Consider the following 20939-nt stretch of genomic DNA (forward strand, 5'->3'; position numbering starts at 1 on the left):
AGAATCATTGGAGCCCGCACGTGAGAAAGCCACCTATGAAAATCATGATCGAAGAATGGGATGGTGACGGTGCAATCCGGATTCCTGATGAGGCTCTGCAGGAACTGGAATTGGACGTCGGTGACGCCATGTATCTGATTGAAGAATTTGTCGGTAACACGCGATGCCTTGTCCTATCAAAAAAGCCTCAGATCGCGGATCGAATAGACGAACTCACTGAAGCCTGGGACAACGGACAGCTTGGCCATGCCAAGGGCACATGAGAAGTCGAGCATACCTGCCTGCCGACAAGGTGGTGTTTCCGTCCGAGCTGGCGCTGCTGATAATCAGAAAGGCCAGCCCATGGTGGCAGCCTTTGAAGAGCAGGCGCTTGACCAGCTCACCAAAGACGCCAGGCGAGCGCTTGCCCAAGGCGTTGAACCTCCGAGAGGAATCAGGGTACTGCGGCTGTAGGCGACGGCGCATGAGGTACATTGAAGTTTGATCATCTAACCAAAACAACATCAGCCAGGGTGACACCGTGAACACCAATCAGAAGCTGCGAACCTTTGACCTGATCCGCGAAGCAGTGGTGCCGGAGTTCCGAGATCGAGTGGCCGAGTACCTGTGTCTCTACGAAGAAGCTCTACATGATGACAATGCTCGCTCTGACGACCTGCGCACATCGGCAAATCAGCTCAGGGGCTACCTGCGCGGTCTCAATACCACCAGGGTGCTTGGCATGGCTGATTGGGAAGAGCTAGACCGCCGTATTGCGGAATCATGGTTATGAACGACGGAGCACCTCACGGTAAGCCCCCTCAGCAAAATTCAGAGAGCTGGGGTTGAGTCCGTCCCGATAAGCGGTGGCTTTCTCCCTATTGAGTTGTTGTTTGGCTGGCTATGCTCAGAACCAATCACCAGTAGTCTTTTTGTGGGGATGCGCTATGGGCTTTACGATCTGCTACGCCTTCCAGGGTCAACGTAGGGTGTTTGAGCTTCCTGCCAACCATCTCACTTCGCACGATGCCGTGTGTTACGCGCTGTTTGATTCGCCCGCTGATATACAAGAAAGACCATCGAGCTGGGAGGGTAGCTACTCAGCCATCGTTGAGTTTGCAGAGCGATTTGGCGTCACAAACGTAAGATGGCATCAGTCAATCACCCATCCTCATATCCAGGAGGTCACCGAAGCGCGCCACTGCGCAATAATGGAATGACGCAGCTGCGAAAACCAACCCCATGAATGAGCCGAGTCAGTAGCCAATCCCCCTGGAACAGAGTGACGGGAATGCCATAGTATGGCGCTGATAACGATGCCTCACATTTGCATAGTCAGTCAGTTGGCAGCTTTGATGGGTTGCCCATCGAAGAGAGCGGCAGCTACATTGAAGATATGGTTGTCAGTCAGCGAGGCAACCTCGCTATGTGCCAGCTATCCAACTGAACGGTGGTGACAAAATGAACACACGCCAACGCCGCCAACGAATCATATTTTGGCGGGGCTCGTTCCCCGTGATACTTGGCTTTATCGTTCTGGTCATGGCTTTAGTGCTCGCTGACCGAATAGCCCCTAGCCCCCAAGAGATTGACGACGTAAATTTGAGCCCGCAGGTGGAGCACTCACCAAAATTGAGAAGTCAGGAAGTCGCGCCAATTGCGATACCCTCTCAACGGCTCGAATAGTCCACAGGCGTCTCCCAGCGCGATATCCCTCATTCTAGATAAGATTAAGTATCCAAAAGCCCGTCGGCTGCGCCGATGCTTGTTGATGTCGATGCCGAATTGACCCAAGTGCTGACGAAAGACTGCCCTACCTCCAAATCGAAACAAATTCAGCAAAGGAAATGGTTCGCGAGGAACAGACTGGGTCAGTGACATCTTGGTAACTTGGTCAATTTGGCATCGGCGCCCGCAAGCAAGGCCCTACCTGAGGATGCGACAGCCGGGCCCTGCTGGCCCGAAGCAACGACTATAGGAAAAAATGGCTCAACACGGCACCTACTGCCGAACTGTGCTTCATGCGAGAAGAGGCATGGTGCACCGTTATAAATTGTCTCAGGTTAAGCCCGTCCCGTTCTTGAAATCGCCTCCTTTTACCGGTACTTGTAGGGCACCAATCTCATGTACGGAAAGCAACCATGCACCCAAGATTCAGAGTGATCGAGACCACCACACTAGGCGATGGCAGCAAGTGATACAGGGTGGTTGATCTTGTAGAGGGCGGCTCAGCCAGTAAGCATGGCGTCTTCAAGGTCAGGAAAGAGGTAGAGGCTGTCTGCTCGCTCCTGAATGCTGAGCATCCACATCAAAATGGGGTAGGTCGTACGTCCCTGAGCTTCTGATCCACTTGCCTCGAAACGTCAAACACTTGATACCTTCTTGAGGATGAAAATGCCCTATCGCGCAGTCATGGGCTCTCGATCTGTGAGTACGTTTTGAAGGCGCTCCAGGTTCAGTCGCTGGCACTCAGTCTCGGCTTCTTCTCGGGCCTGGTAGGTAGTCGCCAAGCGTAGCTTCTCTTCGTTGTCATAGATGTTGAAACCTATGGGTGCAGTCTCGCAATAGAAGCGCACTCCATTACGCATTGATCCCGTTTCTGTTGGTATTGCAGGGACAACAACAAATCTCGAAATCATCTTCACGCCCTCTCCAAGCTCCTCTCCACTATTAGCGGCTATGAGCCACCACAGCAAGTCTTCGCCATCAGTTTCCGATGACAAGCACAAGCGAACTTGGAATGGTTCTCGATAAGATCTAGAACGGGGAATTGGCACGCGAGGGTGAAAGTACATTCCATCTCTAATCCTTGGTCTCAGCAGGTACTTGAATGGTGTTTAATTTGCCGAGATACGACGAGCAGTTGCTCAAAATGTTGGGACGGTTTGATCGATGACAGCACCACACTAGCGTCGCTACTCAGTGCCTTCGAAGTCATTCAACTGACTCAGCCGGGCTGCAGGCCCGAAGCAGCGACTACAGGAAAAATGCATCCTCACGCCGCCTACTGCTCAGCCGGCCCTCCCCATAAAGGTGAATCGGGGATTGCGTTACCAGCTGGGACGTCTGCATAGCCCATATTCGTATCTCCGAAGGTCTAGGATGGGGCCGGGCTAGTTGGCCTTTTTGCCAACGGTGCCCATCTCGATTGGGGTCTTTACGTAAAATACAGAGATTTCCTCAACCTCCAATCGCCTGAATAACCTTTCGGATTCATCCTCGGTAATAGCCATTCGAATTTCCGTCGGTTGATCCGCCAGCTCAAAAAAGTGCGATGAGTGCAATTTCCCTGTGTGCCCAAATCCTTCGATTCCTGTGCAGAGGGTCGCGCCGCGCAACCCCATCTCTTTAGCCACGTCGACGATCCATTCGCCCAACATCTTTCCCTGATAACGACGGTTCTGCTGGGTAAAGAAAATCACTAGATAACCTTTCATGTTCATCTCCTCAGCGTGTGCCAATTATTTGATAGGACAGAAGCCCGGCAGCCGTCATCGCCAACGAGCCTACGACATGCAATGAAACCGAGCCGAGCGCCCACAGCAGTCTGCCTTCCTGAATCAGGGCAACTGTTTCGGCGGAAAATGTGGAAAAGGTGGTAAGGCCCCCACAGAAACCCGTGATGACCAGCAGACGCCACTCTGGACTCAGGGAGGGGGATGCGGCCAAGAACGCGATGGCTAGGCCAATGATGTAACCCCCGACCATATTGGCGACCACAGTGCCTGGGGGAATTGTCGGGAAAAGCGCGTTGAGCTTCATACCCAGAAGCCAGCGCAACCAGGCGCCAAGCGATGCGCCGATGGCGATAACTAATAGTGATTTCAGCATGGTTGCAGGCCTCCTTTGGGCCGATAAAGCCGAGGAGGTGCTGATAACCGCAAGCGGAAATAGGGAGCTGATAAGGGAATGAAAGTCACGATCCTGTCCTAAATTGGAAGACAGGGAGACAGACCTACGCACCCTGTCCAGGGTTCACGTAGGCATCATCAGCACAAAGGCGGTTAAAGGAGGAATCCCATCTCCTAATTTAATCCTATAGCACCGACGGACAGACATTCAAGCCGCTACGAGGTCGGGAATCTGATAAGCAGTCTTTCGAAGCATTCAATCTATGTCGATCAGCATCCTCAACATATGAGCTAGATCAGTTGGATTCAAACGTGGGTCGCTATACTGGCTACCGCCCAGCATCGACTTAAGGTTTCCACCATGACTCATTCGGCCAGTGACCAACTAGATTTAGTCATTATCGGTGGGGGTCAGTCAGCCTTGGCGGTAGCGTATTTCCTACGCCGAACTCAACTTTCGTTCGTCATCCTCGACGCAGAGGAAGAGCCCGGAGGGGCGTGGCGGCATGGCTGGAACTCGCTGCGTTTATTCTCCCCATCCACCTGGAGTTCGATCCCAGGCTGGATGATGCCTCCTGCGCAGGAGGGATATCCAACACGAAATCATGTGGTCGACTACCTCAACCAATATGAGCAGCGCTACCAGTTTCCTGTTGAGCGTCCAGTTCGCGTCGTTTCTGTGGAACGCTTAGAGTCTGGCTTACGAGTACGTTCTGACGACAGGTATTGGGATGCCAAGGTTGTAATCAGCGCTACCGGCACCTGGAGCAATCCGTATATCCCTCACTACCCTAATGCCGAGTTATTCGCCGGTCGGCAATTGCACTCCGCGAACTATGTCGAAGCACAAGCGTTTGCTGGCAAGAAGGTTTTGGTGGTGGGTGGCGGTAATTCAGGGGCGCAGATTTTGGCAGAAGTCTCCAAGGTCGCTGAGACCACTTGGGTGACTCCTACTGAGCCGGTGTTTTTGCCTGATGAAGTGGATGGGCGGGTGCTATTCGAACGTGCCACTCAGCGCTTGAAAGCTCAGCAGGAGGGGCGTGTCATTGATCAGCCCGTCGGCGGGTTGGGAGACATTGTCATGGTGCCGTCAGTTCTGGAAGCCCGTGAGCGTGAACTCCTCAAATCTGTGCGCCCCTTTGAACGCTTCACTCGCGACGGTGTAATGTGGGCCGATGGATCTGAATCTGCAGTGGATGTGGTGATCTGGTGTACCGGATTCAGGCCCGCACTTCAGCATCTGAATACGCTGGGGGTGATCGACACTGAAGGTCGTGTTGAGGTCGAAGGCACTCACTCGATCCAGGAACCAAGACTATGGCTGGTGGGCTATGGCGAGTGGACAGGTTCGGCTTCCGCCACACTGATCGGTGTAACACGCACAGCACGCAGCACAGTCAATGAGATTGCGACCTATCTTGGCGATCCGTCCGCGGCCTAGTGCGCCTACACCATAGGAGTAGAGGACATGAATGAATTGATCGTGCGCTGGCCTGAACGCAATCCCCGCCTGTTTTTAGCGGTAGCAGCGCTTGCCTGGTTCGGATTGTATGAAGCCCTGATACCTGTTTCAGAGGCTTTGGTCGCAGCGCTTCCTGTTGATCGTAATAGCCACCTGGGAGGCGCCTTACAGTTTTTTTCTACGACACGCCTAAAGTGCTGATGCTGTTGACCGGCATCGTGTTCTTGATGGGCATGATCAACTCCCACTTCACACCTGAACGTAACCATCTCAAGCTTCTGGGGACTCAGTCATCGCAATTCCTTTTCGCCCCAGTTGTTTAACGCCGTACATTGCCTGATCAGCCGCTTTCAGCAACGAACCCAGACTTTGGCCATGATTGGGGCACAGAGAGACTCCGATACTGCACGACAGTGATAGCTCTCCTGCGCTTGTCGCCACTGTTTGCGTAATGGCTCCCAGTACCCTCTCAGCGTACTGCTCAGCACTCTCTGGGTTGATAAGATCCGTGATCAGAATCACGAATTCATCTCCGCCGTAGCGTGCGACGGTGTCACAAGAACGAGTGACCTGAAGCATGCGATTCGCGGCAGCTATGAGAACCTGATCACCGACCTCATGGCCATGCTTATCGTTAATGTCCTTGAAATGATCCAGATCGATCAACAGTACGGCAAACGCAGTCCCGCTCGATGTCCAGTTTGAGAGGGCCTGATCAAAACGCTCGACGAAGAGGTAGCGATTCGGCAGTTGGGTTAGAACATCATGGGTGGCGAGATAAGCCGAGCGCTCATGTTCAACCTCGGCTCTTTCAATCGCTTTGAAATGCCGAATCAGCACCACAGGCATCAATACGAATGCCCCCGCGAGAACCGCAAGAATTATCAATGTTTCCGCAGTGAGAATATCCCCAAATCGTAACTGACGCTCAAACAACAAAATCATCGGTTGTGAAGCACTTGTGATCTCTACACGGTCAGCCAGAGCCGGCAAGAAGAGGCGATCAAGGATACCGGCTTGCTCCGTCTCCGTTGAAAAGACATTGCTTTCAAATCCTGCAGCGGATTTCAGGAGAGCACTGACGTGAACCAACGGATCTACGTTCGCATAAATAACAGCATCCTGTAGTGACCCCGTCTTGATCAAAAGCAAAGACACCATCGTGCTGCCAAAGAAGTTGGGACGGGTGTTCTCTCGCGCCTGTTCAGGCCGGCTGACTGACTGCATCAGAATGTAAGCGCTACCGCCCTCGTACATTGAGAAAACCGGTGATACGACAGGTTTCTGGCTACTGTGGGTTCGAGCCAGCGCATAGGAAAGATAGGCGACGGTTTCCAGCCTGACGCCATAGATCGAGCTGGATTCAGGGAGTAACGGGTACATGAACAATACAGGCCAAGTCTCGTTTAGATAAACCTGAGGTTGTGCCGGTTGATGAGTGAGGCTCGGAAAGTCCTTGAGTTCAAAGTCTGGCCGCCAGGTACGACGCAATAGATCTTCGAACGCAGCCTGTTCGCCGATGGGCACCGCCCTCGCCGCCTCAAGCATGTAAATATGAGGGTAAGCGGATAAAACGGCCGCTGCGTAACGGGCCGCTGCATCCGTATCGCTCTGATCCACAGCCTGAAGAAATGCAGAGAAACCGGCCAAGACAGCCTCATTGGTATCAAGGTGATTGCGCACGACGCCGGAAATGTTTTGCACGTATTCGGAGAAACGCTTTTCTGTACGTTGAGTCTCGGACTTCAGCAGTAGCAGGGCCGAAAAGCCAACCAGTCCGACAGCGAGGATAATGAACCCTGCCAAGGAGCTGCGCCGTTTAGTAAACATCACTTTAACGTTTCCAAGGCACAGAGGGAGAACCGTGCCTTGGCAAGCAATGTTGAAGCCAAGCGAGATAGGGGCTGAGCGACCGATAAGATGCCGATTTGAAGGTCGTAGAGTATTGAAAACAATTTCCAAGGGATCAGATCTGATGCGCATATTTGCGATTCAAAAATGATGCTGGGCACGGTTACATCTCCCTAAAAATGGCGTAGCAGGCTTTCGGATTCATGCTCAGCACTGCCTCTATCCCTTTCGCATGTGCCCGAAAAAAACTTTTCGGGCACCATTTGGATGCTTGCTACGTGGTCACCACTGCAACGAAATTCATTCTAGGGCAATTTGCCATCATGCGCTGTGTCAGGTGCAATTCTTTTTGGTTCGAGTTCAGGCGTTTTTAAGAGGGAATTCCAAGTGAAAGCTCGTACCTGCTTCAGTGCTGTCAACGGAAACGTGACCGCCATGCAGTTGCATGATTGAGCGAACAATGGCCAATCCCAACCCCCCGGAATCGTCGGGTTGATTGCGTGATGGGTCACACCGGTAAAAGCGCTCAAACAAGCGCGGTAGATGTTCTGCAGCAATCCGCTCGCCGTGGTTGTGCACCGTGATTTGGAACCTGTCACCTGAAATCTCGCTGCTGACGGTCACTGCAGACGCGGGAGTCGAGTAGCGCAGCGCGTTGGCCAGCAAGTTAGCCAATGCGCGACGGATTAAGCCTGGATCCCCCAGCAACTGACCCTGAGTCTGGTTTATCAGTTGCACATCTCGCTCCTGTGCCACTCCGTCGAAATACTCACAGAGTTGCTCAGTCAGATCGTGCAGGTTGATTTGCTCGACTGTTACGCAAGCGTTTGGCTGCTCGGTGCGAGCAAGAAACAGCATGCTGTCGATCATTCGGGCCAGCCTTTCATACTCTTCCTGATTGGAAACCAGCAGGTTCTGATAGTCCTCGATCGACCGACTGCGCCTCAGGGCTTGCTGGGTATGACCCATCAGGTTACCGAGCGGGGTTCGCATCTCATGGGCGAGGTCTTCCGAGAAGCGTGAAAGCTGGTCGAATCCGTCCTCAAGGCGTGCAAGCATCTGGTTGAGGGCATTACAGAGCGGTTTGAGCTCATTCAGCTCACTGAACTCATCCAGCCGCAGATGCAGATGCTGCACATCGATTGCGGCAGCGCGCTTGGCGAGCAGGCGCACAGGGTGCAGGCCTCGTTGACTAACCCACCAACCGAATGCAAAAGCCAATAGCGCTCCGACTGTCATGGCCAGCCAAAGCCTGAGTCGGTAAACCCCTAGCATCTGCTCGCGCTCACCCAACAACTTGCCAGCGATCAGGGTCAAGCCGCGATCACCCTGTATGACATCCTGCCAGGCAAGCCGCACAGGCTCGGAAGAGTGATCCTCAACAAGGCGCGCCTGGTGGGCAGCCGGCAACTTTGGAAAAGTCATACCCACCGGGTTGATTTCGATCAACACCTTGCCGGTGTCATCGACAATCCATAGCAGACTGTCGCGATTGCCCAACATGTTTTCGTAGAGCTTGGGCCGACCTCGCAGTTGCTCGATGCTGTCGCTATCGCTGATCAATGCTTGCATTCGCTCAAGGCGCCCCAGTAAGGCCTGATCATCGCGCCAGGCAATCTCTCGCTGTAACGATTGATAAAGATAAAAACCAATGGAGCCCAGTAACAGTGCGCTGACCAACGCGAACATGATCGCCAGGCGCAGACTCAGGGTGCGCGGAAAAAATTTCAGGATTGCACCTCGAGCATGTAACCGATACCACGCACTGTGTGTATCAACTTAAGTGAGTATGGATCGTCAACCTTGGCCCGCAGGCGACGAATAGCGACATCCACCACATTGGTGTCACTGTCAAAGTTCATTTGCCAGATCTGTGAGGCAATCAACGAACGCGATAGCACCTCCCCTTCACGACTGAGCAGCAGATGCAGTAGGGCGAATTCCTTGTTGGTCAGGGTGAGGCGCTCTCCGTTGCGCGTTACCTTGCGTCGCAACAAGTCCAGACTAAGGTCGCCAGCCACAAAATACTCCACCTCGCGAGGCGGGCCACGGCGCAGCAAAGTGCGTACCCGTGCCAACAACTCGGCATAGGAAAAGGGTTTCACCAGATAATCATCAGCTCCCAACTCAAGCCCTTTGACCCGATCATCAACCGAATCACGTGCAGTGAGAAACAGTACCGGGGTCTGCCACTTACGCCGGATGATCTGCAGCAATTGCCAGCCGTCCAACCCCGGCAGCATGACATCCAAAATGATCAGATCGAACTCACTCTCCTGCGCCAAATGCTGGCCGTCCAGCCCGTCAAGGGCGATCTCTACCGCATAGCCCGATTCAGTCAGGGCTTTACGCAGGTAATCCGCCATTTTCGTTTCATCTTCAACCACCAGGATACGCATTTTTTCCTCCAGGACTGGCGCACAGGCTAGCCCGCTTCGCTGATTTCTCACATTACATATTGGTAATCGGGAGGTAATCATTCTGACGGAGCGGGCTGGTCATGATGTCTGGCAATGGCTCAGTCAGACTCAACCAAGGAAACAACATGCGTACAAGTTTATCGACTTCATTGCTGATCACACTCGCAATGAGCTCTGCATTCGCCGTTGCAGCCCCTGATCAAGTTGCGCAGCGCAAGGACGTGTCACTTGCAATGGCCAACGATTTGCTAACTGCCGCGCTGACAGCCTGTCACGCCGATGGCCGCACAGCCGTTGCCGCAGTTGTCGACCGTGGCGGCAATCTGGTTGCCGTGCAACGCGATGACAATGTCGGCCCGCATAACACGTTAGCCGCGCAACGCAAAGCCTATACCGCCCTGTCGACCAAGACTTCGACGCGGTTGTTAGCTGAGCGCGCTCGCGCTAATCCAGATGCTGAAAACCTCAACACCCTCGATGAGTTGTTACTGCTCGGTGGAGGCGTGCCATTGAAATTCGATGGTCAGGTCATCGGCGCCATCGGGGTGGCTGGTGCGGGGGGCGCAATACACGATGAAGGTTGCGCAGAGGTCGCTATCAACAAAGTTTTACCTGCCGTTAAAAACTAAGGACATCACCATGACTGTATTGAAAAGTTTCTTCGCTGGCGCTTTATTGAGTGCCCTTTCAGCCGTTGCATCAGCGGCAACAAATCCATTGAGCGTGCATGTACTTAACTTGCAGGATGGCTTGCCCTCCCCTGGAGTCAATGTCACGTTGGAAAAACAGGATGGGAAAGACTGGGACATGCTCAACAGCGCGGCAACCAACGAGCAGGGTCGTATCACCGGGCTGTATCCGGAAGGTCGGGGTCTGGAGAAAGGTACCTACCGTGTCACCTTCAAGACTGGTGAGTGGTTCAAGTCGCATAAAACGTCCAGCTTCTTTCCGGAGGTACCCGTCATTTTTGAGGTGGACGGTACCGTTCCTCACTATCACATCCCTTTGCTTCTGAGCCCTTACGGCTTTTCCACATACCGAGGAAATTGATCGTTAAGCGATACCAAAGGATCCCGCTCGAAGGTGAAGACAGCCGCCCCTACTCATAAGGGCGGTACTGTCGATTAATTTTTCGGCATAGAACCTTAAGCAATGACCACGCTCACTCCTTAGGCTTGGTTCACGTTTCAGGGGGGGGGATGCCAGTGACAGCACCCTTCTGATCCTCGACCATGAACTGCAGGCCACTGATCGCCCCACCCGATTGATCATGCCTAGACAAGGCATGCGGTGGATTTGAAGGCACAAAGAATAGCGTCCATCCTCAGTGTGTTCCTGTGCAGACTTGATAAAAACCTATACAAGACCATGAAATTCGCACAAGACTGATCAGCAGGCGGTGACGCCTTACTTTATAGATGAATGCCCGTTCTGGGCGCTATACATCAATGACCTGCGCAGAGGCGGCAATGAGTCACAACCGCTATTTATTGGTATCCGTTGTGATCGGATTGAACCCGCGCCTTGACGCTCTCGCGGCGCAAACGTTAGGCATTTAGGCGACTAAAATCACTTGAGGTGCAATCCGCGCGCCCCTTTCAGTCGGATATCGAGTGCTCTGCCGAGAGTGCAAAAGCTACGTAAACCGATAGTCTATTGCCGGTGCGCAATCCCTTAGCCGATCAGCGCATTGCTCGCGATCAACGTGCATCCCTCGTGTTCAATTTGGAATTATCTTGTACAATCGACATGTCGCTGTATAGGTTTTTCGTTGGATTGATGAAAGTGCCAAGCAGTCCATAGCCACTGAGGTTCGTATGTTCAACTCGCAAATCAAAAAAGAACTGACCATCAGCAAGCAGCGTTTGGCTGACTGCGAAGCCACCCTCGCAGCATTAGGTGGCTCCATGGCTCTGATTGAGTTCCAACCTGATGGCACGATCCTCGGCGCCAATCACAATTTCCTGAGCGTAATGGGCTATCGCCTTGAGGAAATTCACTCCCACCATCACCGCTTATTCTGTACACCGACCTACGCCAACAGCGTCGCTTATCAAGGTTTTTGGTCACGCCTGAGTAATGGTGAGTCCATAAACGACCGCTTCCTGCGCTTGGACAAACAGGGGCGTGAGATCTGGCTGGAGGCTAGCTATAACCCTGTTCGCGACGCCTCTGGACGGGTGATTAAGGTCGTCAAGATTGCTACTGATGTCACTGCCCGGGTGCAGAAGGAACAAGAGCAGGAAAGTCAAATCAACGCGATTAACCGTTCCATGGCAACCATTGAGTTCAACCGGCAGGGAGAAGTCATCAGCGCCAACGAGAACTTCCTTGCAGTGATGGGTTACCGCCTCGATGAGATTGTTGGCAAGCACCATCGTTTGTTCTGTGAGCGTAGCGAAAGTGAATCCAACGAGTATCGCCAGTTCTGGGAGCGCCTGAATCACGGTGAGTTTTTCTCCGGTAACTTCAAGCGCCTCAACAACCAGAGACAAACCGTCTGGTTACGTGCGACTTATAATCCGGTGTTCGACGCCTACGGCAGCCTTTACAAAGTAGTTAAGTTTGCAAGCGATATTACTGCTCAGGTTCTCCAGCAGGAAACTGAGTCACGAGCAGCACGCATGGCCTATGATACTTCACTGAAAACCGACAATACAGCGCAGGAAGGCGCCCGAGTGGTGCAGGAGACCGTGGATGTCATGCAAAGCCTGGCTGGCGAATTGAATCACGCATCCGAAGGTATCAATGATGTCAGTCAGCAGTCGGAAGTAATCAGCAGCATCGTGCAGACCATCCGTGGCATCGCCGAACAAACGAATCTTCTTGCGCTAAACGCCGCCATCGAAGCGGCTCGTGCCGGAGAGCAGGGTCGAGGTTTTGCGGTGGTGGCTGACGAAGTGCGCAATCTGGCTTCGCGCACAAGCCAAGCCACCATCAAGATTGTCGAGGTGGTGCAGCACAATCGTGAATTGGCCCAGGGCGCAGTGGCCAGGATGGAGGCGAGTAAAGGCAAGGCAGAACAAGGAGTCAAATTAGCCGGTGAGGCTGGTCAAGTGATCCTGGATATTCAGGATAGTGCTCGCCAAGTCGTAAAGGCGATCAGCAATTTCTCGTCGACATTAGCTAGATGATTCAGCCTTGCGGCATGTGCAAAATCTTGGTTTGATCGACACATGAATAGTGATTGAAAAGCGGGGTTTGAATGAACGAAAAATCGCGACCAGTATCTCCTTGTAGCGCCTGCAGGGAGGGCAATGAATTGGATTTTGAGTTCAGTATGGCGTTCCAGCCAATCGTAGATCTGCGCGACAACAGTATTTTTGCCTACGAGGCTTTGGTACGTGGTTGCGATGGCAGCGGTGCCGCTGCCATTCTTGGAAAGGTGAACGAACAGAACCGTTATGCCTTTGACCAAGCATGTCGAGTCAAGGCTGTTGAGCTTGCTTCGCGCTTACAAATACCCTGCTTTGTCAGCATCAACTTCTTACCCAATGCGGTATATCAAGCAGCCACGTGCATTCGTGCGACGCTTGAAGCCGCACGCAGATTTGGATTTCCTACCGAAAGGCTGATTTTCGAGATCACCGAAAACGAAGAACTGGTGGACAAGGAACATCTAAAAAGCATCATTCGAGAATATCGCCTTAAAGGCTTCAAGACAGCGATAGATGATTTCGGTGCTGGGTACTCGGGGCTCAATTTGCTGGCAGAGTTTCAACCCGACATCATAAAACTGGACATGACCTTGGTACGTAGCATAGGCACTGACCCGGTGCGACAGGCAATCGTCCAAGGTATATTAGGTGTATGCAAAGCTCTCAAAATTGAAGTGATTGCAGAGGGCGTAGAGACCAATGCTGAATTACAGCAGTTACTAGCCCTCGGCATTTACTTCTATCAAGGCTATCTGTTCGCAAGGCCCGAATATGAAACACTGCCTAAAGTGAACTGGCCGATACCGAACATTGGCTAAGTATAAGGTTTACTCATTCTGGATCTATTACCTGAATAAATTGCGTGGGAAGACCAATTAACCAATAGGAATGGCTCTTTATCTATTCGGATCGGCTGACCGATAGCGATGCGAACACCATGCTGACATAGGCCTACCAAATTGCGGCAGGTCACTAGGGCAGACAAATCACGCTCCCCGACACATAGGATCGATGAACTAACTCTCGGTGAAACCACACTTGGGCGACTGATCATCGTAACAGCTGTTGGTGCGGTTTTATAACTGAACAAATACTGGGCTCAAGCGCCCAAAAGCCGTTTAGTCGTGGCCATCGACGTGCGCAAGGATTGACCAGTACGTTGTAACTTATTGAGCAAACTTGCACCCAACCAAAGTTGGTATAGCGTCTCAGCCAAGTAACGTGCGTCGTCGTTAGGTAGGCATTTTTCAACTTGCCCCTGCTCGATGCAGGTGGTGATTCTCGAAACAATTTTTTCTGCCCCATCACGCAAAGTGAGACGCATAGACTCGGAAAGATCAGCCACTTCGGCGCTCAACTTTACGACGAGGCACTCGTCGCCATGTCCGGTCAAAGTGCAGCGGTCTTGCCACCCTTGCCAGTAGTCCATCAGACACTCATAAGCTGTCAGCCCTGGCTGCGCCAGGCGCCGATCCATATCCGCCAGATAACCGACGAAATAGTCTTCGAGCAAGGCCTGACCATACTGTTCTTTGGACTTGAAGTAGTGATAGAACGAGCCTTTGGGCACGCCAGCCGTTTGCAGGATTTCATTGAGGCCGACACTGGTGAAGCCCTTCTCAGCCATCATGCGGTGGCCGGTGTCGAGCAAGTGTTGGCGTGTGTCGTCGTAGGTTGGTTTCATGAGCGCAAAATACCAGACAATAGACCAGTCGTATATTTTTCAAGTCGCGATTTTTCCATGGGAGTAGCGCGGGAAACATCCGTAAAAAAATTACTAGACGACTGGTCTAATTGAAACATATGCTTAGCGCCACCAAATCACATAAGGCTGATGATGATCGAAGAAGATCCGCTTCATTAGCGTCAGACCTCAATCCAAAAAGTGCCCTATGAAAATTCTGATGGTTTTGACCTCACACAACCTACTAGGTGACACCGGCAAAAAAACCGGTTTCTGGCTCGAAGAATTTGTTGCCCCCTACTATGTCTTCAAGGACGCCGGTGCTGAAGTCACGCTCGCGTCCCCTGCCGGCGGCCAACCCCCACTCGATCCAAAAAGTGATGAGCCCGACGCTCAGACTACTGAAACTAATCGTTTCCGGAATGATGCAGCTACCCAGCAAGTGCTTGCACATACAAAGCGCCTAGCCGACGTGAATGCTGAAGATTTCGATGCGGTCTTTTACCCAGGCGGCCATGGCCCCCTTTGGGATTTGACCGAAAACAAAGACTCAATCGCCTTGATTGAAGCTTTTGACCGTAGCAACAAACCACACGGTTTTGTCTGCCACGCTCCGGGAGTGTTGCGCCACGTCTTAGGAAACGACGGGAAACCTTTAATCCATCAGCGTGACGTGACTGGCTTCTCCAACTCCGAAGAAGCTGCCGTTGGCCTGACGAATGTGGTTCCGTTCCTGATTGAGGATGAATTTCAGCGCATTGGGGCCCGCTACACCAAATCTGCAGACTGGCAAATTCATGTAGTAATCGATGGACGGTTGATCACCGGTCAGAACCCAGCCAGCTCTGCAGCAGCGGCCTTAGCATTGCTGAATATGCTGGGATGAACCTTTCCCAGAGCCTCTGAACAGTTTTCCATTTGAGCACCGCACTCTGATTGCGCGGTGTTCCTTTTTTTCGTTAGTTAAAAGTCGACCGGTCTAATAGTTATTGAGATCGACGCATCATGCACGTAAGGCAGGCCTATGAAAAACAACAGCTTATTCAAAACCGCCACACTCGGGAATCACACCCTTAAAAACCGGATTGTATTGCCCCCACTCACTCGTCAACGCAGCACTCAACCCGGCAACATCGCCAATGAGTTGATGGCCGAGTATTATCAGCAACGTGCGGGTGCGGGCTTGATTGTCACTGAGGGCACTCAGATTGAGCCCCGGGGACAGGGTTATGCTTGGACTCCAGGCATCCATACAGCAGAGCAGATCGCCGGATGGCGTAAAGTGACTGAAGCAGTGCATGCCCGCGAAGGAGTTATTTTCGCGCAACTCTGGCACGTAGGCCGCGTCTCTCACACCTCGCTACAACCTGAGAATGCAGCTCCTGTTTCGGCTTCTGCCATTGCGACCGAACGGGTCAGTGTCTTCATAGAAACAGAACCAGGTGCCGGAGCCTTGGTGAAGCCATCAGCCCCAAGAGCTCTGACCACTCGTGAAGTAGAAGAACTTGTACAGCTTTATATCCAGGCGGCACGTAATGCCATGGAAGCTGGCTTTGACGGTATTGAGCTACATTGCGCCAATGGTTACTTGGTAAATCAGTTCATTTCAGCCCACAGCAATAATCGCGAAGACCAGTACGGCGGTTCACTTCACAACCGCCTTCGGTTTCTGCGTGAGGTGGTTGCTGGGGTAGCAGAGTGTATTGGCAAAGAAAAGGTTGGCGTCCGTTTCGCGCCATTGTTCAGCAGCACCGATGAGGAGCGCACTTACCTAGGGATGGTTGAAGACGATCCTCATACCACCTACATCGAAGCGATCAAAGTACTTGAGGTTGTTGGGATTGCTTACCTCTCCATCGCCGAAGCGGACTGGGATAATGCACCACGGATGCCGGAATCGTTCCGTCGCGCAGTCCGTAGTTCCTTCAGCGGGGCGATCATCTACGCCGGTCGTTACACTGCACAAAGCGCTACGCAGTTGCTGGATTCAGGATTGGCCGACCTTGTCGCTTTTGGCCGTACGTTCATGGCCAACCCGGATCTACCAGCAAGAATCGCGAACGATTGGCCGCTGAACCCTCTGAACTCAGCCACAGTGTATGGCGGCAATGCCGAGGGTTATACTGATTACTCCGTGTATGGCGGGTAACCACTAAAAATGAGATGTCACTCACTGGGGCTCTGAAAATGATTGACGCAGAACTGCTGAAACTGGTGGTTGAAGCATCCAACGACGGCATCGTGGTAGCAGAGCAGGAAGGCGACGAAAACATCCTGATCTATGCCAACCCCGCCTTTCAGCGCCTTACGGGGTACAGCGTTGACGACATCCTGTACCAGGACTGCCGCTTCCTGCAGGGTGATGACCGTAATCAAGCTGGTTTGACAGTAATCCGCGAGGCGATAAGGAACATGCTCCCCTGCCGCCAAGTCATTCGCAACTATCGCAAGGACGGCAGCGCCTTCTGGAACGAACTGTCGATCACCCCAGTGTTCAACGACACCGATCAACTCACCTACTTCATCGGTATCCAGAAGGACGTCAGCGTCGAAGTTGAGGCCAAGGAGCGTGTGCGTGAACTGGAAGCTGAAGTCGCACAACTGAAGACCCAACTGGCTCAATTTCAATCTAAAGCCTAGATGGATCCGCACTTGATGGGTTAACGATCCAGTATCCACTCGTAAAAACGTCCCTGTTTCTGAACCAGGGACTGGTGAGTTCTCAAGCAACATTCCAACCCAAACCCTTCGCAATGATCCGCTAGAACTCGTGCACTGCCGTAATCGTAATCAGATAGTGCACAAGTTCATGACCCATTCCAGCTATCCGGCGACATGCCAATGGCCTGGCATTTCGCCAAGTTTGGCGTATGCCTATGCCCTACGTCATCGACAGACAAGACGTGGTGCGTAAGGATGGCTGGGCTGCACGGATGTTCTGGTATAGAAGTTCCTGAAAGTAATCGCTCAACCTGAGTCACTATTTCAACTCTGGCGTAACTAGCATCGGGCTTAAGGCCAGCCAGCATCTGCGCGTTTGATTTCTTCGCTAAATAGCAGGCTCACTACAAGACAGCAGTCCAAGCTAGCGTCAGGGCGCCTTGTTTTCGATCAGACAATTACCGCCATCCACCACCAGCACTTCACCGGTGATATAGCTGGCTTCCGGAGACGCCAAAAACGCCACTGCAGCGGCAACCTCTTCTGGACGACCGGCGCGGCCGATCGGAGTGTAGGTACCGGCGCGGCTTTCTTCCTCGGTCAATGCCCCCGTATCAATCCAGCCTGGTGCAACGCTATTGACTGTGATGCCCCGTTTACCGACTTCCAGCGCCAGGCCCATATTCATCCCGACCATAGCTGCTTTTGCCGCACTATAAGCCGCCTCATCTGGATTGCTGCCGCGTGTACCTGACGTCGAACTGATGTGGACGATGCGTCCGTAACCGCGCGTCTTCATCCCAGGTAACACCGCACGAGTCAGCAAAAAAGCGCTGGTCAGATTGCGCGCCAGAGATAGATTCCAGGTCGCCAAATCCATGTCCGCCACTTGGACGAAGGGTTCCGGGCTGCCGACCATAGTCATACCGGCGTTATTGACCAAAATGTCGATATGACCGAACTGCTCATAAGCCCAATCGGTCAGCTCCTTGACCTGCAATTCGTCAGTCAGGTCGGTTGTCATCGCCCGAGCGTCTATACCCTCAGCCTGCAACTCGGCGACACGTTGCTGGATCCGCGCACTACTGGCAGTGATCAAGACTCGCACGCCTTCGCGGCTTGGTGGCTTGGTGGCTACAAGGCCAGTTTCGCATTGGGCGTCACCGAAATCGGTTGTATGGCCCATGCCCGGCGCAAGTTCTTCGACCTGCACGCCACGAACAAGAGCACGCTCGCCGAACAGGCACTGCGCTATATCCAGTTGCTATACGAAATCGAAAGTGAGATCCGCGACCTGGAGCCGGATTTACGACGACGAATACGGCAAGAAAAAGACGTCCCCGTGATGGAAATGCTGCACGCCTAGATGATCGCCCAGCGCGAACTTGTGCACGATGGCGTGGCCATCGCCAAAGCTCTGGATTACAGCCTGAAACGCCGGGCGGCGTTGTCACGTTATCTGGATGACGGCGCGGTGCCCATCGATAACAACCATATAGAGCAGCAAATCCGGCCGTGGGCTCTTGGACGCAAGAATTGGCTCTTCGCAGGATCGCTGCGCAGCGGCAAACGCGCGGCGGCGCTGATGAGCCTAATCCAGTCGGCCAAACTCAACGGGCATGACCCGTATGCTTACTTGAAAGACGTCCTGGCGCGGCTGCCAACACAGCGGGCAAGTGAGATCGCCGAGTTGCTGCCGCATAACTGGATGCCGTTGCGCAACCTGTGATCCCCCGTTCGGTTACGCTTCACTGATCTGATCGACCCTTTAAGTACCTCGGAGCGTGTACTGCCCTTCGGGACGTAAAACATGACAAATCGCTTGTGAAGCTCAAAAGCCTCTTGGTATATAACACCCCAAAAAAAATAACGCAAAGCATTGTTATTAAAGGTTTTTCTACAAAACTTACTAACCTTTTTCTAGTATCTGCCGATGGCATTTCAATAGGACACAAGGAGCAGTAGGAATGAGAAACAATCAACCAGTAACGCAGCGCGAAATTGCGCTAGCACCTCAACAGAAACTCATCTCAACAACAGATGCTCGAGGAGTGATTACTTATTGCAATGACGCCTTCGTCGAGATCAGCGGTTTCGACCGAAACGATCTGATTGGCGCCCCTCAAAACATCGTCCGCCATCCTGACGTCCCATCTGCAGTCTTTGCCCATATGTGGAGCGCTCTTAAGCAAGGCAACCCGTGGATGGGGATTGTCAAAAACCGTTCTAGGAATGGCGATCACTACTGGGTGAACGCTTACGTAACACCAATTTTTGAAGGCAGCCAAGTGGTTGGCTTTGAATCGGTCAGAGTCAAACCGACCGCTGAGCAGATCCGACGCGCAGAATCCCTCTACCGGCGCATCAGCCAGGGAAAACCTGCCATTCCCACTCGAGACAAGTGGCTACCTGCCCTGCTGGACTACCTGCCGTACCTTGTCATGGGCCTGGTGGGCACTTTGAGCGGCCTACTTCTCAACGCATCCGTAGCTATTGTCGCCACAATAGGAATATCCGTTCCGCTCGGACTGATAACCTCTCGTTGGCAAAAGCAAGGAACAATGCGCCTGTTGCAGATGGCTGAGCCCTCTACTTCTGATCAACTTATTGCACAGATGTACAGTGATCAGCACGGGGCTCAAGCGCGTTTGGAAACAGCCTTTGTGAGCCAGGCTGCGCGTCTAAAGACCTGTCTTACACGCCTGCAAGACACCGCAGAGCAACTCAGTGGGTTAGCCGGGAGATCCGACATACTGGCCTCCGGCAGCTCACGTGGACTTGATCGCCAGCGCGTCGAGACCGAGCAAGTGTCCGCTGCAGTCAATCAGATGGCGGCGACCACACAAGAAGTCGCGAGCCATGTCCAGCGCACTGCTGACGCCACCCAGGAGGCTAACCTGCTGACCGGACGCGGACGCGAGATTGCCCGAGATACCCGCGAAGCGATCCAGCGCCTCTCTGCAGTGGTGGGTGAAACTGGGGAGACCGTCGCGCAGTTGGCCAAGGACAGCAACGAAATCGGAACAGTGGTCGACGTAATCAAAGGTATTGCCGATCAAACCAACTTACTGGCACTGAATGCCGCGATCGAGGCCGCGCGCGCTGGCGATATGGGTCGAGGCTTCGCTGTGGTGGCCGACGAGGTACGTCAGTTGGCACAGCGCACGTCTGAGTCCACTAAGCAGATCCATGACCTGATCACCAAGCTTCAGACTTCCTCTAACAATGCCGTACAGACAATGGAAAGCGGTCATCGTCAAGCCGAAGAAGGTGTAACGTGGGTACTTGAAGCAGACAAGGCATTGGTAGGAATTAGTGAAGCTGTAGCCAACATCACTGATATGACAACGCAGATTGCGGCCGCCACTGAAGAGCAAACTGCCGTCGCCGAGGAAATCAGCCGTAACATCACCACCATTGCCCACTTGGCGGATCAGACATCGGAGCAAGCTCATCACTCAGCAGAACTAAGCAGGGAGTTGACCAAGACAGCTGCAACTCAATACTCGTTGGTCGCGCGCTTTAATCGATAGTCCCAACGCGCTGAACCACCGGCGTTGTCATTGCCTGGGCCGCCAAAGTAAACGCGCTGCTTTCTCGTTCGTGCCCTCTTCCTCGCCAACTAATTAAGGGCCCTCTCAGGCCCTTTGTACTCAAACCAAACTCACTTGGTCAGCCAGGACTCAACAGTCGCGGAGCCGTGTACTGCTTTCCACTCCTTCAACGTTTTGTGATTGCCGCCTTTGGTTTCGACGACTTCGCCGGTGTGAGGATTTTTACAAACCTTCAACTGACGAGGCTTGCGACTACCTGCTTATACATCCAGCCACGCTCTCGGGCTGTGATGGGAACCACTCGAGTGTTTGGTCAGGG

18 protein-coding genes, 5 pseudogenes and 1 riboswitch are annotated in these 20939 nt (G+C 52.9%); of the genes and pseudogenes, 15 read left to right on the forward strand and 8 right to left on the reverse strand.

The window, feature by feature from the left end:
- Positions 1 to 35: 35 nt before the first annotated feature.
- Positions 36 to 263 carry an AbrB/MazE/SpoVT family DNA-binding domain-containing protein gene (locus tag SB725_RS08790; protein WP_410921609.1) on the forward strand — a complete coding sequence of 76 codons (228 nt, stop codon included), beginning with the start codon at positions 36 to 38 and terminating at the stop codon, positions 261 to 263.
- A gap of 275 nt (positions 264 to 538) precedes the next feature.
- Positions 539 to 772, forward strand: coding sequence for a hypothetical protein (locus tag SB725_RS08795; protein ID WP_410921716.1), 234 nt, complete (start codon positions 539 to 541; stop codon positions 770 to 772).
- 2320 nt (positions 773 to 3092) lie between these two features.
- Here SB725_RS08795 and SB725_RS08800 read toward each other — a convergent pair.
- A complete protein-coding gene (locus tag SB725_RS08800) occupies positions 3093 to 3416 on the reverse strand; it encodes a DUF190 domain-containing protein (protein WP_410921610.1) in 324 nt (107 codons plus the stop codon).
- A 10-nt stretch (positions 3417 to 3426) separates the two neighbouring features.
- On the reverse strand, positions 3427 to 3810 hold the full coding sequence (crcB, locus tag SB725_RS08805) for a fluoride efflux transporter CrcB (RefSeq protein ID WP_410921611.1): 384 nt from the start codon (positions 3808 to 3810) through the stop codon (positions 3427 to 3429).
- A 142-nt stretch (positions 3811 to 3952) separates the two neighbouring features.
- A riboswitch (Fluoride riboswitch) is annotated at positions 3953 to 4014 on the reverse strand.
- Between the two features lie 177 nt (positions 4015 to 4191).
- Here crcB and SB725_RS08810 point away from each other — a divergent pair.
- Both SB725_RS08810 and SB725_RS08815 read left to right on the forward strand, forming a co-directional pair.
- Positions 4192 to 5271 (forward strand): ArsO family NAD(P)H-dependent flavin-containing monooxygenase, encoded by a 1080-nt coding sequence (locus SB725_RS08810; protein WP_410921612.1) that lies wholly within the window; start codon positions 4192 to 4194, stop codon positions 5269 to 5271.
- Between the two features lie 27 nt (positions 5272 to 5298).
- Positions 5299 to 5493 (forward strand): hypothetical protein, encoded by a 195-nt coding sequence (locus tag SB725_RS08815; RefSeq protein WP_410921613.1) that lies wholly within the window; start codon positions 5299 to 5301, stop codon positions 5491 to 5493.
- A 69-nt stretch (positions 5494 to 5562) separates the two neighbouring features.
- Here the strand turns inward: SB725_RS08815 and SB725_RS08820 are convergent, their stop codons facing one another.
- The 3 genes from SB725_RS08820 to SB725_RS08830 form a co-directional block, all read right to left on the reverse strand.
- Positions 5563 to 7122 (reverse strand): diguanylate cyclase domain-containing protein, encoded by a 1560-nt coding sequence (locus SB725_RS08820; protein WP_410921717.1) that lies wholly within the window; start codon positions 7120 to 7122, stop codon positions 5563 to 5565.
- Between the two features lie 381 nt (positions 7123 to 7503).
- Entirely contained in the window at positions 7504 to 8874 is a 1371-nt protein-coding gene (locus tag SB725_RS08825) for a heavy metal sensor histidine kinase (RefSeq protein WP_410921718.1), read from the reverse strand.
- Complete coding sequence (locus SB725_RS08830) at positions 8871 to 9542, reverse strand: heavy metal response regulator transcription factor (RefSeq protein WP_302098054.1); 672 nt, start codon at positions 9540 to 9542, stop codon at positions 8871 to 8873. Before SB725_RS08830 ends, SB725_RS08825 begins: the two co-directional genes overlap by 4 nt.
- Before the next feature lie 146 nt (positions 9543 to 9688).
- Here SB725_RS08830 and SB725_RS08835 point away from each other — a divergent pair, with 146 nt between their 5' ends.
- From SB725_RS08835 to SB725_RS08855, 5 genes and pseudogenes are all read left to right on the forward strand, one after another.
- Positions 9689 to 10192, forward strand: a complete 504-nt coding sequence (locus SB725_RS08835) for a GlcG/HbpS family heme-binding protein (RefSeq protein WP_410921614.1) — start codon at positions 9689 to 9691, stop codon at positions 10190 to 10192.
- 10 nt (positions 10193 to 10202) lie between these two features.
- On the forward strand, positions 10203 to 10613 hold the full coding sequence (gene uraH / locus SB725_RS08840; protein WP_410921615.1) for a hydroxyisourate hydrolase: 411 nt from the start codon (positions 10203 to 10205) through the stop codon (positions 10611 to 10613).
- Positions 10614 to 11470: 857 nt separating this feature from the next.
- Positions 11471 to 12154, forward strand: a pseudogene (locus SB725_RS08845) (PAS domain-containing protein); the annotation flags it as partial.
- Between the two features lie 105 nt (positions 12155 to 12259).
- A pseudogene (locus tag SB725_RS08850) lies at positions 12260 to 12697 on the forward strand (methyl-accepting chemotaxis protein); the annotation flags it as partial.
- A gap of 71 nt (positions 12698 to 12768) precedes the next feature.
- Positions 12769 to 13539 carry an EAL domain-containing protein gene (locus SB725_RS08855; RefSeq protein WP_410921616.1) on the forward strand — a complete coding sequence of 257 codons (771 nt, stop codon included), beginning with the start codon at positions 12769 to 12771 and terminating at the stop codon, positions 13537 to 13539.
- Between the two features lie 281 nt (positions 13540 to 13820).
- Here SB725_RS08855 and SB725_RS08860 read toward each other — a convergent pair whose 3' ends face one another.
- Positions 13821 to 14405, reverse strand: coding sequence for a TetR/AcrR family transcriptional regulator (locus SB725_RS08860; RefSeq protein ID WP_410921617.1), 585 nt, complete (start codon positions 14403 to 14405; stop codon positions 13821 to 13823).
- 208 nt (positions 14406 to 14613) lie between these two features.
- Here SB725_RS08860 and SB725_RS08865 point away from each other — a divergent pair, with 208 nt between their 5' ends.
- The 3 genes from SB725_RS08865 (at position 14614) to SB725_RS08875 (ending at position 17045) form a co-directional block, all read left to right on the forward strand.
- Positions 14614 to 15291 carry a type 1 glutamine amidotransferase domain-containing protein gene (locus SB725_RS08865; RefSeq protein WP_410921618.1) on the forward strand — a complete coding sequence of 226 codons (678 nt, stop codon included), beginning with the start codon at positions 14614 to 14616 and terminating at the stop codon, positions 15289 to 15291.
- A gap of 138 nt (positions 15292 to 15429) precedes the next feature.
- Positions 15430 to 16554 carry an alkene reductase gene (locus tag SB725_RS08870; protein ID WP_410921619.1) on the forward strand — a complete coding sequence of 375 codons (1125 nt, stop codon included), beginning with the start codon at positions 15430 to 15432 and terminating at the stop codon, positions 16552 to 16554.
- Between the two features lie 38 nt (positions 16555 to 16592).
- Complete coding sequence (locus SB725_RS08875; RefSeq protein WP_017338856.1) at positions 16593 to 17045, forward strand: PAS domain-containing protein; 453 nt, start codon at positions 16593 to 16595, stop codon at positions 17043 to 17045.
- A gap of 451 nt (positions 17046 to 17496) precedes the next feature.
- Here the strand turns inward: SB725_RS08875 and SB725_RS08880 are convergent, their stop codons facing one another.
- Complete coding sequence (locus SB725_RS08880; RefSeq protein ID WP_410921620.1) at positions 17497 to 18252, reverse strand: SDR family NAD(P)-dependent oxidoreductase; 756 nt, start codon at positions 18250 to 18252, stop codon at positions 17497 to 17499.
- On the opposite strand from SB725_RS08880, the pseudogene tnpC reads away from it, so the two are divergent.
- From tnpC to SB725_RS08895, 3 genes and pseudogenes are all read left to right on the forward strand, one after another.
- Positions 18199 to 18795: pseudogene (gene tnpC, locus SB725_RS08885) on the forward strand (IS66 family transposase); the annotation flags it as partial. The gene SB725_RS08880 and the pseudogene tnpC sit on opposite strands and share 54 nt — an antisense overlap.
- 238 nt (positions 18796 to 19033) lie before the next feature.
- Positions 19034 to 19309 (forward strand): annotated as a pseudogene (locus tag SB725_RS08890) (PAS domain-containing protein); the annotation flags it as partial.
- Positions 19310 to 19507: 198 nt separating this feature from the next.
- The gene (locus tag SB725_RS08895) at positions 19508 to 20599 is read left to right on the forward strand and encodes a methyl-accepting chemotaxis protein (protein WP_410921719.1); all 1092 of its coding nucleotides are present in this window, start codon (positions 19508 to 19510) and stop codon (positions 20597 to 20599) included.
- 131 nt (positions 20600 to 20730) lie between these two features.
- On the opposite strand, the pseudogene SB725_RS08900 reads toward SB725_RS08895, so the two are convergent.
- Positions 20731 to 20877 (reverse strand): annotated as a pseudogene (locus SB725_RS08900) (histone-like nucleoid-structuring protein, MvaT/MvaU family); the annotation flags it as partial.
- Positions 20878 to 20939: the final 62 nt, after the last annotated feature.

It is taken from the genome of Pseudomonas sp. SIMBA_041, from assembly GCF_046535095.1.
Lineage (GTDB): Bacteria > Pseudomonadota > Gammaproteobacteria > Pseudomonadales > Pseudomonadaceae > Aquipseudomonas > Aquipseudomonas mucoides.